12 protein-coding genes are annotated in these 13,377 nt (G+C 48.2%); 7 read left to right on the top strand and 5 right to left on the bottom strand.

Going from position 1 to position 13,377, the window contains the following annotated elements:
- Positions 1 to 3 precede the first annotated feature (3 nt).
- Positions 4 to 264, top strand: a complete 261-nt coding sequence (locus tag RJ32_RS13455; protein WP_034822910.1) for a DUF3630 family protein — start codon at positions 4 to 6, stop codon at positions 262 to 264.
- The gene (locus RJ32_RS13450; RefSeq protein ID WP_034822909.1) at positions 257 to 3,049 is read left to right on the top strand and encodes an EAL domain-containing protein; all 2,793 of its coding nucleotides are present in this window, start codon (positions 257 to 259) and stop codon (positions 3,047 to 3,049) included. The genes RJ32_RS13455 and RJ32_RS13450 overlap by 8 nt, the downstream gene beginning before the upstream one ends.
- 27 nt (positions 3,050 to 3,076) lie before the next feature.
- Here the strand turns inward: RJ32_RS13450 and RJ32_RS13445 are convergent, their stop codons facing one another.
- Positions 3,077 to 3,550, bottom strand: a complete 474-nt coding sequence (locus tag RJ32_RS13445; RefSeq protein ID WP_011235768.1) for an Hsp20 family protein — start codon at positions 3,548 to 3,550, stop codon at positions 3,077 to 3,079.
- A 224-nt stretch (positions 3,551 to 3,774) separates the two neighbouring features.
- On the opposite strand from RJ32_RS13445, the gene RJ32_RS13440 reads away from it, so the two are divergent.
- Both RJ32_RS13440 and RJ32_RS13435 read left to right on the top strand, forming a co-directional pair.
- Complete coding sequence (locus tag RJ32_RS13440) at positions 3,775 to 4,779, top strand: hypothetical protein (protein ID WP_034822908.1); 1,005 nt, start codon at positions 3,775 to 3,777, stop codon at positions 4,777 to 4,779.
- 11 nt (positions 4,780 to 4,790) lie between these two features.
- On the top strand, positions 4,791 to 5,615 hold the full coding sequence (locus RJ32_RS13435) for a mechanosensitive ion channel family protein (protein WP_034822907.1): 825 nt from the start codon (positions 4,791 to 4,793) through the stop codon (positions 5,613 to 5,615).
- Here the strand turns inward: RJ32_RS13435 and RJ32_RS13430 are convergent.
- Positions 5,612 to 7,444, bottom strand: a complete 1,833-nt coding sequence (locus RJ32_RS13430; protein ID WP_034822906.1) for an ABC transporter ATP-binding protein — start codon at positions 7,442 to 7,444, stop codon at positions 5,612 to 5,614. The two genes, RJ32_RS13435 and RJ32_RS13430, sit on opposite strands and share 4 nt — an antisense overlap.
- 115 nt (positions 7,445 to 7,559) lie before the next feature.
- On the opposite strand from RJ32_RS13430, the gene RJ32_RS13425 reads away from it, so the two are divergent.
- Entirely contained in the window at positions 7,560 to 7,979 is a 420-nt protein-coding gene (locus RJ32_RS13425) for a DUF6746 family protein (RefSeq protein WP_034822904.1), read from the top strand.
- A gap of 4 nt (positions 7,980 to 7,983) precedes the next feature.
- Here RJ32_RS13425 and RJ32_RS13420 read toward each other — a convergent pair whose 3' ends face one another.
- Together RJ32_RS13420 and RJ32_RS13415 are read right to left on the bottom strand one after the other, a co-directional pair.
- Positions 7,984 to 9,090: a low specificity L-threonine aldolase gene (locus RJ32_RS13420; RefSeq protein ID WP_034822902.1), complete on the bottom strand. Its 1,107-nt coding sequence runs from the start codon at positions 9,088 to 9,090 to the stop codon at positions 7,984 to 7,986.
- A gap of 7 nt (positions 9,091 to 9,097) precedes the next feature.
- Positions 9,098 to 9,349: a hypothetical protein gene (locus tag RJ32_RS13415; protein WP_011235762.1), complete on the bottom strand. Its 252-nt coding sequence runs from the start codon at positions 9,347 to 9,349 to the stop codon at positions 9,098 to 9,100.
- Between the two features lie 94 nt (positions 9,350 to 9,443).
- On the opposite strand from RJ32_RS13415, the gene RJ32_RS13410 reads away from it, so the two are divergent.
- Complete coding sequence (locus RJ32_RS13410) at positions 9,444 to 11,315, top strand: DUF885 family protein (RefSeq protein WP_034822900.1); 1,872 nt, start codon at positions 9,444 to 9,446, stop codon at positions 11,313 to 11,315.
- 15 nt (positions 11,316 to 11,330) lie between these two features.
- Positions 11,331 to 12,197, top strand: coding sequence for a lipopolysaccharide assembly protein LapB (locus RJ32_RS13405; RefSeq protein WP_034822898.1), 867 nt, complete (start codon positions 11,331 to 11,333; stop codon positions 12,195 to 12,197).
- Here the strand turns inward: RJ32_RS13405 and RJ32_RS13400 are convergent.
- The gene (locus RJ32_RS13400) at positions 12,194 to 13,303 is read right to left on the bottom strand and encodes a sensor domain-containing diguanylate cyclase (protein ID WP_034822895.1); all 1,110 of its coding nucleotides are present in this window, start codon (positions 13,301 to 13,303) and stop codon (positions 12,194 to 12,196) included. The two genes, RJ32_RS13405 and RJ32_RS13400, sit on opposite strands and share 4 nt — an antisense overlap.
- Positions 13,304 to 13,377 lie beyond the last annotated feature (74 nt).

Here is a 13,377-nt window from a genome sequence, read left to right as displayed (position 1 = left end):
ATAATGGAAGACAACATCATTACGCTAAAAAGTACACCGCCGGAAGCTGACCATGAGCTTTGGGTAAACGAACTTTGTGAGCGCATTGGTGCTACGGTCCGTGAAAAAGAATGGGCAGCAGACCAGTTTTGCTGGCGTTTGAGTATTAACCAGCGGCACTGGCTGCTGTTCTACTCGGAAATTTGTGATGCCGTCTGGTTACAGGCTCTGGAAGAACCTGAAGCGACAGTAAAAGCACGCCTGGTGGAGCATGGTTATGTTTAACTACTTGTTTGCTGCACTACTGTTAGCGTTAACTCTGATACCACCGGCTTTTGCTCAGGATCCTCTAACCGTTTCCCCGCAAAGCTCGCGCTTAATGTTGAATGAACACTTCAATTACCGGGTGGTCAATGCCAACCTGCAAGTTGAGAGCATTGCTATTAATGAACCGCAGCGCTGGTTAAGCCCTGAGGAGTTACAGGATCATAACTACGCAGGTGAACGACCCAATGTCTGGGGCGTGGTTCCTTTGTTTAATCGAAGTAACGCGCCGCTTACTCTTCACCTGCATTTCGCCGACCCTTACCTGGAACAAGTTGGGGTTTATTTACTGGATAAAAATGGGCAAATAGAAAGCAGTAACATCAGTCGGTTTTCCACCCCGCTATTACAGCGAAATTATTTATCTCATGAGCAAATTCTGCCGGTAACCTTACCCGCTAACAAAATTGTCTGGTTGGCTGTGTCGGTGCAGCAATGGCCGGAACAAATGCCGTCTATAGGTCTGTGGCAGCCAGGCGACCTACAACTGCGCCTGCAGCAGCAACAAACAGCTTTGGGGGTTAACGCCGGTATTCTAATTCTGTTGGCTTTAGCTGCGGCAGTTTCAGCGCGGTTGTTCGGTAGCCGCCTGTTAATTTCCTTTGGCGGTCTGACATTAACCTTTACCCTCGCACTTTTATCACACAGTGGTATCTGGATTACTTACTTCACACCATACTCGCCGGACATTGCTGCGGAGCTGAAGGTGTATATCAGCCAGCTCCTGATCCTGGCTCTTAGTTGGTTTATATGGGAATGGTCGCGTTTTCGCTTCAAGTTCTCCCGTTTCAACCGTATTGGTTATGCAGTAATGATGGTGGCAATTGCGTTGACCATTTTGTTGCCGTGGCTGTCGGAGCCCTGGCGGTTGGCTTCTGTATCCTGGCAAATTAATGCGTTATTGCTCTGGGGCGGAGTGGTTATTGGCCGTAGCCTGCAGAAGCAACCTGTGGCGGGTCATAAATGGCAAACGGTATTGATGGTTCTGACCATTATATCCGCCTGGCTGCTGGTTTCACCGCGCTATAACCCAATATGGGAAGGGCTTTCCGGGTTATTGTTGTACAGCGGCCTGACGTTAGTCACAACTATGTTTTTGCTGGCGCTTGAGCGTTACCGATTTAGTCGCCTGGTACAGCGTATTAGTAATTTAAAACGTAACCGCAAAATTTTAAGGCGGCGTTTATGGCGTATTTTAAAACGAACCGGAGAAGGTTGGTTCAGAGTTAACCCCGACGGCAGTATTAAACAGGTTAACCGGCAAATGATAAAAATTCTGGCCGCTCATTCCCTGAAACAAATTCAGATGCACTGGCCAAAAGGTTTTAGCATTGAAGGGCAGCGCCAACTGGTTTCTATTGAGCGGCTTGATGGTCGTAAAGTGTGGCTCGATATTGAATTGTTTCCTGACAATACGGGGCGTATGGCCGATGTCACTAAACGTATGGAAGCAGAAGTTCATCTTAACTTTTTGGCACATCACGACGCCGTAACGGGCTTATTAAATGTGCGCGAGTTTCGGCGCCTGCTGCAATCCCGTCTGGATAGAAAAAAGACAACCAGCGTTACCATTATTCGTCTTAATGGTTTGCAGGTTATTGCGGATCAAGCCGGCGCTGATGGTCGTGATCAGGCCATACTACAGCTGACATTATCCTTACAGCAAAAAGCACCTGAAAGCGCGCGTGTCGCACGCATAAGTGAAACAGAAATTGCGTTGCTGACGAACGAGGATGAACAAGCGGCTTTTGCTCAGGCACATCGTTTACTGCAAGTCTGCAGAGAGTTTCGTTTTAGTAGTGAAAAACGTATTTTTCAGCTGACAGGTCACGCCGGTATTGCCTACAGTCTTGGCGAAAGCCTGGCCGCCAGCACCGTCATGCGCCAGGCTCGTGAAGCCGTGCAACTGGCAATGCAGCAGGGTGACTACAGAGTACACACGCATAGCGAAGCCGATCAGATACGTTTAATTGGGCAAGCTGAGGAAGAGTGGGAAGCGCGTCTGAAGAAAGCACTGCGGGAAGAAAACTGGCAGTTGTTTGCGCAGCCACTGGTCAGTGCCGCAAAAAGCGAAGATAAGCATTGCTTCGAGTTGTTATTGCGACTGCCGGGTAACGAGAGTGACGAGGCTATTGCTCCGCAGCAGTTTTTACGAGCCGCTCTTAATGCAGGCGTTATGGGTAAAGCTGACCGCTGGCTGGTCAGGGAAGTTATTGAGCATTTTAATGAACAACCCTTTGAAGCTAATCGCACCTGGCGCTGTCATATTAATTTGTCCGCGCAAAGCCTCGAAGATGTCGACTTTATTCGCTTTATAGAGCAAATCCTGAAGCATTCTATATTACAGCCGGAGCAGTTGGTCTTTGAGGTGGCAGAACCTGATGCCAATGAGTATTTTGATGAAACTTACCGTCTGTTCAGAGAGCTTAAGGACTTAGGTATTGGTACTGCTTTAGATCAGTTTGGTACCGGCTTTAATTCGTTCCGGCTTATGCGGCAATTACCGTTAACGCAAATTAAGGTTAACAGGTTTTGGGTGCAGGACATGCTGGTAGATGCGGTTGATGCGGAGCTGGTCGCCAGCTGTGTGCGCATTGCTAAGGTTCTCGATATTGAGGTATGTGCAGTAGGTGTGGAAAGTGATGAAGCACGTATTAAGCTCACTCAGCTGGGCGTAGACTATATCCAGGGGTTCGTCTGTGGGCACCCAGTAGAGTGGCAACGTCAGGAAAAACAGGGCGGCTAATTGCCGCCCCTCATCCAGTGCTTAAGTTTAAGCAGCACTTTCCTTACTTTTGGAACGATCTTGCAGCAGGTCTTTAGTTGAACTGCTAATGTCGATACGTTTCGGTTTCTTGGCTTCAGGAATATTCTTCACCAGGCCGACCGTTAACAGACCGTTCTTTAAGGCTGCGCCGGTGACTTCAATGTGCTCAGCCAGGCTGAACTTACGTTCGAAGGCACGGTTTGCAATGCCGCGGTGCAGATATTCGCGTTTTTCGTTTTCTTCGGCTTTTTTGCCGGTCACACGAAGTACGCCGTTCTCTACTTCAATTTCCAGATCATCCTCTTCAAAACCTGCAACCGCCAGTGTAACGGCGTACTGGTTTTCTGCTACCAGTTCAATGTTGTAGGGAGGATATCCGGTTGCACCAGTATCTGAGCGTAGTGCCGAATCCAGCAAAGATGCCATGCGGTCAAAACCTACACTGCTACGATATAGAGGGCTTAAGTCGATAGTTGCCATAGTCATTCTCCTTTGAAGCAATAACTTTAAAATGTTTAATTAAGTGACACACCATGTGTCGGTTAAGGCGGCTCTCTCAGAGACACCTGCCTTAACTTCTATATGTGTACTGCTCAATTTGGTTTCAAGAGTCGGGTTGCAAAATTTTCATTGGACTCTGCTTCAAGGCACTCTATTATCGGGGCTAAGCAATACTTTATTTATTTGTGAAAAGGATTCTCAGGATGGCCGAAGAGCCAGAAAAAACATGGCAATGGGTTACTGTTGATGAATATAAAAAGCCAGCCGTTCCTACCGTCATTAAGGTAAAAAAATGGTGGCAAAAAATAATTCGCTGGGTAACACCTGACCCGGAACAAGAAGTTGAAGAGGATCAGCCTGAGGCGCTTGAGCTCAGTTTTGATGACGCAGCAGATGCTTTGGAGCAGTGTTTTTCTGAGTGGTTGGAAGACGACGAAGATAACAGCTTACGCTGGATTATAGCGCCGCCTCATTCAGGTGTTACTGAAGCAGTTCAAAAATGGGTGAAAAAACACGAAATAACTGAGTTGTGTTTACCCGACAGAATGTCGCTTTGCGATCCTGATGAGGATTCTTTGCCGGAATTTCCGACCGAAACTGATAAAACCGGACCCTGGGTGATGCCGCAATTGGCTCATGGTTTTCTCCGCCAAACCAATGGTTTGCGCTGGGTGCGGGAATTCTTCTCTCAGGTACTGTCCGGTGAAGCGGGTAAAGGCGTTATTGTCTGTGACAGCTGGGCCTGGGCTTTTCTGGAAAAAGTCTGGCCGGTGCCGGTAAATCAGTTATGGACATTGCAGGGGCTGGATCAAAACGCCCTTGAGCAACTGGGGCTGGCTCGCGGAGATGGCCGTTTACGGGCTTTAGCCGCTCTCAGCCGCGGAAATGCCGGTATAGCAGCGGCATACTCCGATCGTTACCAGCGCAGCAGCGAGGACGCTTTTGAAACCCCGGTTTTACCCTCCGATATTATCGATGCAACGGCCTTTGTTTGCTATGCACTGCTGCTTCATCGGGGATTAAGCAAAACGGATTTGGTTAAAGTTTTGCCTATTATTTCCAAAAGCCAGATTGAAATTCAGTTACAAATTTTGCGTCAACGCAGCTTAATTGAGCTGGAACAAGACTGTTGGTATGTTACCGCTCGCGGTTACCCCGTAGTCCGGGATTTGCTGACTGCCCGTGGTTTCTGGCTAGATAGGTTTTAAGGGAGAGAGTTATGGAAACAGGTTCATTAAACGACGTGGTCGGACTCTTCAAGTCGCTGGATGGCTTTGCCCTTTTCGAAATCGCGGTCATTATTACCGTTGCGTTGGCGGTGGTTTGGGTTATCCAGAGGATACTACCTTGGATTGCTTCAAATCTGCATGGCAAAAGGCGGTTGTACGTTTTGGCATTAGTGCCAATGATCCGCATACTGGTTCTGGTTATTGCCCTGGTGATGATCATTCCGCGTATTATTGAGCCAACAATGCAAAACATGGTGGCGACCCTGGGCGCCGCCGGTTTGGCGATAGGCTTTGCGTTAAAAGATTATGTAAGTAGCTTAATTGCCGGGGTGGTTGCCGTTCATGAGATGCCTTACCGTCCCGGCGACTGGATAGAGGTAGACGGAACCTATGGTGAAGTGACACACATTGGTATGCGAACCGTTGAATTAGTGACCAGCGACGACACGGTCATCTGGGTACCGCACTTAAAGCTTTGGGATAACCTCATCCATAATGCCAATAACGGTGGTCCCAGCTTAATGTGCATTGCTGAGTTTTATACTCAGCCGGAAGCCGACGCCTATCAAATTCGCGACGCGCTGGAAGAAGTAGCGTTGACCAGCCCTTATCTGCAACTGGGTAAGCCAATAGCGGTTACTGCAGCAGAACAACCCTGGGGCACAAAGTATCGCTTAAAAGCCTACCCGATAGACCCCCGACAGCAGTTTCAGTTTATTACTGACATGACAGCCCGGGGCAAAAAACGGCTAATGGAACTGGGCGTACGCTTCGCCAAGGTTGAGTCGGACGAAGCGTACGAGCTCACTCATTAAGCTTCTTCTGCTAAAAAGCCACCGGACTGGTGGCGCCACAATTTGGCGTAGAGTCCATCCTGAGCAAGCAGCTGTTCGTGGCTGCCCTGCTCAATAATTTCCCCCTGATCCATTACTACCAGCTTGTCCATAGCTGCAATAGTGGATAAGCGGTGGGCAATAGCAATAACCGTTTTACCCTGCATGAGTTTATACAGGTTTTCCTGAATGGCGTTTTCTACTTCCGAATCCAGCGCTGAGGTTGCTTCGTCCAGAATCAGAATGGGCGCATCTTTTAACATGACACGGGCAATAGCAATTCGCTGGCGCTGACCACCTGAGAGTTTCACGCCGCGCTCGCCGACATGGGCATCCAGACCCGTACGACCTTTGCTGTCGCTTAAGTCCGCAATAAACTCCTCGCAATGCGCCTGTCGTATTGCCTTCATTAAGTCCTCTTCACTGGCATCGGGGCGCCCGTACAAAATATTGTCGCGTACTGAGCGATGCAGCAAAGAGGTGTCCTGAGTCACCATGCCAATGTTCGCGCGCAAACTGTCCTGCTGCACTTTATGAATGGGCTTATCATCAATACGAACTTCACCGCCCTCAACGTCGTAGAAACGTAACAACAAATTCACCAGCGTGGACTTACCTGCACCTGAGCGTCCGACAATACCGACTTTTTCGCCCGGTTTAATGTGCAGATTAAAGTCATCCATAACGCCATGACCTTTGCCATAATGGAAGCGAACATGGTCAAAATTAATGTCGCCGGAAGTCACATTCAAAGCGGGCGCATTGGGTTCATCGACAATGCGCTGTGGTACCGCAATTGAGCCAATACCGTCCTGAACGGTACCAATGCTTTCAAACAGAGTCGACATTTGCCACATGACCATTTGCGACATACCAAACAAGCGCAGAACCAGACCAATAACGACAGCAACAGCGCCTAAAGTCACAGCATTATCCATCCACAGCACAATGGCGGTGGCGGCAGAGCCGAACAACAGTGCGCAGTTTATAAAGTAGAGAAAGCCGTAAAGCTGGGTAACCAGGCGCATTTGCTTATGCACTGTCCCCAAAAAGGTGTCCATACCCTCGTGCGCAAACTCAGCCTCGCGCAGCGAGTGTGAAAACAACTTAACGGTTTGAATGTTGGTATAGGAGTCGACAATGCGTCCGGTCATATTAGAGCGGGCGTCGGCCTGTTCAGCTGATATTTTACCCAGTTTAGGCACAAAGAAGCGTAACAACAGAGCGTACAGAATAAGCCAGCAAGCCAGCGGCAGCATCATTCGCCAGTCGGCACTACCAATAATGACAAACATCCCCAGGAAGTAGACCGCGACGTAGTTCACAACCTCAATAAAGGTCATGATGCACTGCCGCAGCGCGAGCGAGGTTTGCATTAATTTGGTGGCAACCCGGCCAGCAAACTCGTCCTGATAGTAACTCATGGACTGTTTCATCAGGTAGCGGTGCCCCAGCCAGCGAATGCGCATGGGGAAGTTACCCAGCAACGTCTGGTGGGTTAGCATAGAATGAAACCAGACCAGTAAGGGAAGACCGATTAAAACCATCGCGCTCATTCCAAGCAATGGCCAGAACTGATCGTTTAATAAGGTTTCTTTGTCCTGTGCTGACAGCCAGTCAACAATTTGCCCTAAAAAGCCAAATAACCAGACTTCGGCAATGGCAATAGCGGCCATAAGCAGCGCGGTTACCGCAATAAAAGGGGTCGCCCCTTTGGTGAAATGCCAGCAGAATGCAAAAAATCCGGTAGGAGCCTGAGTGGGTTCCTCCGTAGGAAAAGGGTTTAATCGGCGCTCAAACCAGGAAAACATTGCTTCACTCCTTGAGATACATCAAGCTAAAGGATATCAGGTTCACCGCCGTTCATCTTGTAAAAAACGGACACACGAACAATAATGATAACTATTAACAAAAAATGAGGTTTTTATGAAACTTTTGTCCATGATGGCCGCAGGCGCGGCACTGCTTTTTAACGTAGCGGCCATGGCCGACGACGATGAGCAGCGATACGAACATTTTAAACCAGAGCCAGCCGAGAATCTGGAACAGGCTATTATGAACCTGAACGAGTATAACGCGAAACTACAGGAAATTGTGAAGGGTGATTTAACCTCTCAGGACATGGCTAAAGTTCATGAACTGACGTACACACTGGAAGTGGCGCTGGCGCGTTTAAGCAAAGAGCTGGACATTGCAGCGAACTCACTGGAAGAAGTTCATCTGGGCTCTGAGCAAATGAATAAACAGCGTGTTAAAGGCTTTGGTAAAAGCTACTTAGACACGCTGAACCATGTGTTGGGCGAGCACCGCAAACACCATAAGGGCGACCGAAAAAAGCAGCATTAATAACTTAGAGTGTTTCCAAAAACGCCTTAAAGTGTCGTAGCCAAAAGCTTTGTGGCTGCGACATGGCGTTTCTGCCAATTGAAACTTCGCAAATAGCTTCGTCGTTTATTTCAGCTCTTGGCAGTGGTAATAATACGACCCCGGTATTGCTGGCATAATCCGTTATTTTTTCACTGAGTTCATTGGCTTTTAAAGCAAAATGAAGATGAAACATGGCTACTTGCGGTGTTTCTGGATTAACTCGTACGCCATCTAGCGTGCTCAGCGCCTCTCCTAGTGCGCGGGCGTAATTTACGGCTTCCGGCATAATTGGCAGGTTTTCCTTCAGGCCGTGGCGGGCAGACAGTACTTGCGGATATTGCGTAATAATATTACCCCCAGCGCGGCGAGCCCAGATTTTCGCTTGCTCAATAAAGCCCTCTGAGCCCGCAAGTATCGCTCCTGAAATACCGCCTAAGTCTTTATAAAAACTGACATAAACCGAGTCAAATAACTCACAGACTTCAGGCAGTGAGCAACCATACGCTGCTGGCACTTGCCATAAGCGCGCACCGTCCAGATGCATAGCAATATTGTGTTGTCGCGCCCACTCTGACTGCATGACTAAGTCATCCCAATTCGGCAGTTGCCCGCCAATTTCGCGCATGGGCAGTTCCAGTAGTACGCTCGCTAAATCATCCGTTTGCACCGACTTAAGGTCGTTAAGTGTTATGGGGTTATCGGCAAAACCTGTGGTAGTGCCGTTGAGCTTCCATAAAGCTTCAAACCCCATGTGTTCGTGCAGCATTAAATGCGAGGTTGGGTGCAATGCCACGCCGTTGCGCTGGCGCTCATCGGCATGCACGCGCAAAGCCAAAGGCTGTGCCAGAGTACCGGTTGGCAGAAACAGCGCTGCGGGTTTGCCTAATAACTCTGCCACTTCTTCTTCAAAGTCATTAATAAGCGCGCCGCTGCCATAAACGTCTCTTTTCTCATTCGGTTGCAGTTGTTCCGCAAGCAGCCTCAGTTCATCGGCCATTGAGTTCTGCGGTTGCCGAAAAAGCGACGCGCTGGCTTGTTCAGCGGCGTGTTGGTAAGCCTGTTTGGTTTTTTCACTAATTGAGACTGACATGCTGCACCTATTTTGAATGGACTTTACCGCCAATAATTTTGTAAGCAGGGGTGCCGCGTATCATGGTTTCGCGCGCAAACTCCTGCCCACATCCCGGGCAGTGACATGGTGTGGTCGTGTGGTCTTCAACAATCCGCTCAATAAAGCATTTTACCAAAGCGCCTTTGCCACCTTTTCTGTATTTGAATATGGGCGTTTTGCACTGCAGACAAGAAATCTGCACGGTGCGTACCGGCCCTTTCTTGTTCGGTTTCGCCATAAACTCTTCGGTTATAATTTAAGCATTTCCATTAGTGTAACAAGCACGCTATAGTTTTTCTTCCTGTATCAAAAGAAGAATAAAGGACACTGCTATGCGTTATTCCATTGTCGCCCTGGCTGTTTTGGGCTTATTAACGGCTTGTGGGCAACCGCAAGAGAACAATTCTGGCCAAAATTCTCAAACGGCAGCTGAGCAACCTAAACAGACTGAGCAAAGCTCGCAATCTGAAACCGAACGTCTGAATCAGTGGTTTGAGGAAAAGTACGAAGAACAACTTCAGCAAAGCCCTATTCAAATGACTTTCCTGGGTCGCAAAGATCGCTACGGCGACATTGACGATATGACCGTAGCCGCAGAGAAAAAGCAGTTAGAGTGGTTAGAAGGAACCGTTGAAGAGCTGAAAGCTAACTTTGACTACGACAAGCTAAACCTGGAAGCTCAGACGTCTTACGACGTTTGGGTTTACCAATATGAACAAGCCAAGCGTAATGCCGAATTCCGCGGCATGGACTACGTATTTGACCAAATGCGTGGCGCGCACACCTTCCTGCCGCAGTTTTTAATCAACTTCCACCGGGTTGATACTGCCGAAGACATGGAAGCTTATATTTCCCGTCTGGAAGGCGGTGCAACCGCTATTGAACAATTATTGCAGCGCGCCGAACAGCAAGTAGAGAATGGAGTTCGCGCGCCGCGTTTTGCGTATGAGCAAATCATTAAAGAAGCCAAAGGGCTAACCTCCGGTGCGCCGTTTGACGAGGAAGGCGACTCAAGCTTGCTTGAAGATGCTAAGAACAAGCTTAGCTCGCTTCAGGAAAGTGATGCGATCTCCGCTGAACAGACCGATAAATACGAAAAAGAAGTGCGAAAAGTGCTACTAGAGCGTTTCCAGCCAAGTTACGAAGCGCTTATTAGCTTCCTTGAAAGTGATATTGAAAACACCGACGAAGTTGCAACCGGTGTGCGTCGCTTGGAAAACGGCGAAGCTTATTATAATGCTCTGCTGAAGAACTACACGACCACTGACTTAACAGCCGATGAAATTCATCAAATAGGCCTTGATGAAGTCGAGCGTCTGACCAATGACATGATAGCCATTAAAGAGAAAGTCGACTTTGACGGTGATTTGCAGGACTTCTTTGATTATATCCGTACTGATGAGCGCTTCTTCTATCCGAATAACGGCGAAGGCGCAGAGATGTATCTGGAAGATTCGCGTGAATATCTGGCTTACATTAATGAGAAGCTGCCGGAATATTTCGGTATTTTGCCGCAAGCCGATTTGGTAGTAAAACGCGTTGAACCCTTCCGCGAACAAGACGGCGCCGCCCAGCACTATTACCCCGGTTCGCCTGATGGTGATCGTCCGGGTATTTACTATGCGCATTTGTCCGATATGAGCTCGATGCCGAAAAATGAGATGGAAGCTATTGCTTATCATGAAGGTAATCCGGGTCACCACATGCAAATTTCCATTGCGCAGGAACTGGAGTCCGTACCGGAGTTTCGTACTCAGGCTGGCTTTACGGTTTATAGCGAAGGCTGGGGTTTATATTCAGAGCAGTTAGCCAAGGAAATGGGTGCCTATGAAGACCCTTACTCTGACTTTGGCCGCTTAACCACGGAAATTTGGCGTGCGGTACGTCTGGTTGTGGATACTGGCATGCATGCCAAAGGTTGGACTGAAGAGGAAGCGGTTAAGTACTTCCAGGAGCATACCCCTATTGCCGAAGGCGCGGTGCGCTCAGAGGTTCGTCGTTACCTGGTTATGCCGGGTCAGGCAACAGCTTATAAAATTGGCATGATCCGCATTTTGGAACTGCGTGAAGAAGCCAGAGATGCTCTGGGTGACAAGTTCGATATTCGCGGCTTCCATGACACCGTTCTGGGTGGTGGTGCACTACCGCTGCATATTCTGGAGCGCCGTGTTGATCAATGGGTTAAAGAGCAGAAAAAAGCCTAACTAAGGAGAGTTATTGTGAAATGGCTAGTATTGGTGCTGACTGCTGCTTTATTTCTCCCCGGCGCTTATGCCGGGGAGTCAACTAAGCAAATTATTCAAAATCATTTGTCCGAACAGCGGCTGGATGACGCCGAAGATACCGTGGAAGACTGGGTCAAAAATGAACCTGAAAATGCTGAAGCCTGGCATATACGGGGCATTGTTATGGCCCAGCAGGCACAGGACTCTTTTTTCAGTGCGCTCAGTTATGCTGGCAAGTCTGTCGACTCTTTTGAAAAAGCCGTAGAGCTTGAGCCTGGTTCGCTGGAATATCGCACTGCGTTACTGCAGTTTTATATGATGGCACCTTCAATAGCCGGTGGTGATGACGAAAAAGCATTGGCGCAAATTGAGGCCATTAAGGAAATAGATGCGGTGGAAGGCGCATTTGCCCGAGTTAAATACCTGCAACATCATGAAAAAGAAGAGCAGGCGCGGACATTAGTGAATGAAATTTTAGCTGAGCATCCGAATAATGCCGACGTTCTGGTTTATCTTGGCTTTCAGGAACAAAAAGACGGGAATTATGAAAAGGCGTTCTCGCTTTTTGAACAGGCAGCTGAGGGTGAATCGAGAAAAGGCGAAGCTCCGGTAATGGCTTTATACCAATTTGGTAAAACCTCTGTTTTGGCGGAAGAACACCTGGATAAAGGCATTGTAGCACTGCAACAGTATTTGGATGCTGAGTTACCGGACAGCGCGCCAAAAGCTCATTGGGCAAACTTTCGTTTAGCTCAATTGCTTGCCCTGAAAGGCAATGACGAGGAGTCTCAGCAGTTAATTGCCAGCCTGAAAAAGGTTGATGATAAAGAGCTTCAGAAGCAACTGTCCAGCTGGAACTAAGTGTCTAAGTAAGCCCGGTTGCGACCATCAGACTTAGCGCGATACAGCGCTGAGTCTGCTTTAGATATCATGCGGGTAATTAATTTTTCTGTATCCTCGTCAGCTCTTGGGCTATGGATATAGCCCCCAATGCTTACCGTCAGGTAAGGGGCGACGTCTGAACGCTCGTGCTCAAGATCTAAGCTCCTAACTGCCTCGAGTAATTGATTCATACTTTCTTTTGTTTTTTCTTTATTGGTCGCTGAAATAACCGCAATGAATTCTTCGCCACCATAGCGTGCGATAAAATCCGTACTGCGTTGTAACTGATCAAACATAGCATCAGCAACAGATTTCAGAGCCTGATCACCCTGTAAATGTCCGTAATAGTCGTTGTAGGGTTTAAAGTGGTCGATATCGATAATAAGCAGAGCTAGCGGAGTCTTGTGCCGTGATGCTCGCTGAATCTCATTATTTATGCGCTCGTCGAAAGCGCGGCGGTTAGCTATACCGGTTAAACCGTCCTGAGCAACTTGCGCCTGCAGCATACGGTTAGCTTTTTCCAGTGCTCGCTGAGTATGGATTAGCTCAGAGTAAGTTCGTTGGCGCTCGAGGGTATTCGCAATCATATCGGCAACAAGGCGTAAACGACGAATTTCTTCCGGCGTCCATTGCCGTTCTTGTCGCACCATGTCGCAACCGACAAAACCCAGCAGGTGCTGGTTTGCGACCAGCCCAACGCAAATAACTGATTTAATTTGCTCGCGCTCAAACTCGGCTCTTTCGGCTGTAGCCTCTGGAGGTAATAAATCAATATTATCTACAATGCATTTATGATGGGTTTTTATCTGCTCAAAAAACCAGGGAAGTTCTTCTAACGCAACCGATTGAAGATCGGTGATATGTGCTTGATAACCGTCTCTCACCCACTCATGGGTATTGGTCATATTTTGGATATTGTCGTCGAACTCAAATACGTAACAACGATCAGTGTCAGTGTAATTGCCGATAGCAGCAATTACCTCCTCTATACATTCGTAAGTTTCAGCCGGCTCGCTGTTAATAAGGCGGGTCGACAGTTCAGAGATAAGCTGATCAAAAGATATTTGCGCAGTTTTTGGATCCATAGCTCACCCCTGTGCTGTTTTAACCTTTAGGTAACCATTAACGAGTTTAGTCTAGTTTGTTATTTTTATGTTAA

Origin of the sequence: Idiomarina sp. 28-8 (assembly GCF_000320945.2) — a bacterium.
GTDB lineage: Bacteria > Pseudomonadota > Gammaproteobacteria > Enterobacterales > Alteromonadaceae > Idiomarina > Idiomarina loihiensis.
The sequence above is the reverse complement of the archived record's forward strand: the minus strand, read 5'-3'. Positions and strand labels throughout refer to the sequence as shown.

Excerpts from the sequence above, each read along its gene's own strand:
- RJ32_RS13425 (WP_034822904.1), top strand. The coding sequence starts at position 7,560 with ATGAAACTTTTGTCCATGATGGCCGCAGGCGCGGCACTGCTTTTTAAC.
- RJ32_RS13450 (WP_034822909.1), top strand. The coding sequence starts at position 257 with ATGTTTAACTACTTGTTTGCTGCACTACTGTTAGCGTTAACTCTGATA.
- RJ32_RS13440 (WP_034822908.1), top strand. The coding sequence starts at position 3,775 with ATGGCCGAAGAGCCAGAAAAAACATGGCAATGGGTTACTGTTGATGAA.
- RJ32_RS13420 (WP_034822902.1), bottom strand. The coding sequence starts at position 9,090 with ATGTCAGTCTCAATTAGTGAAAAAACCAAACAGGCTTACCAACACGCC.
- RJ32_RS13400 (WP_034822895.1), bottom strand. The coding sequence starts at position 13,303 with ATGGATCCAAAAACTGCGCAAATATCTTTTGATCAGCTTATCTCTGAA.
- RJ32_RS13415 (WP_011235762.1), bottom strand. The coding sequence starts at position 9,349 with ATGGCGAAACCGAACAAGAAAGGGCCGGTACGCACCGTGCAGATTTCT.
- RJ32_RS13455 (WP_034822910.1), top strand. The coding sequence starts at position 4 with ATGGAAGACAACATCATTACGCTAAAAAGTACACCGCCGGAAGCTGAC.
- RJ32_RS13430 (WP_034822906.1), bottom strand. The coding sequence starts at position 7,444 with ATGTTTTCCTGGTTTGAGCGCCGATTAAACCCTTTTCCTACGGAGGAA.
- RJ32_RS13410 (WP_034822900.1), top strand. The coding sequence starts at position 9,444 with ATGCGTTATTCCATTGTCGCCCTGGCTGTTTTGGGCTTATTAACGGCT.
- RJ32_RS13435 (WP_034822907.1), top strand. The coding sequence starts at position 4,791 with ATGGAAACAGGTTCATTAAACGACGTGGTCGGACTCTTCAAGTCGCTG.
- RJ32_RS13445 (WP_011235768.1), bottom strand. The coding sequence starts at position 3,550 with ATGGCAACTATCGACTTAAGCCCTCTATATCGTAGCAGTGTAGGTTTT.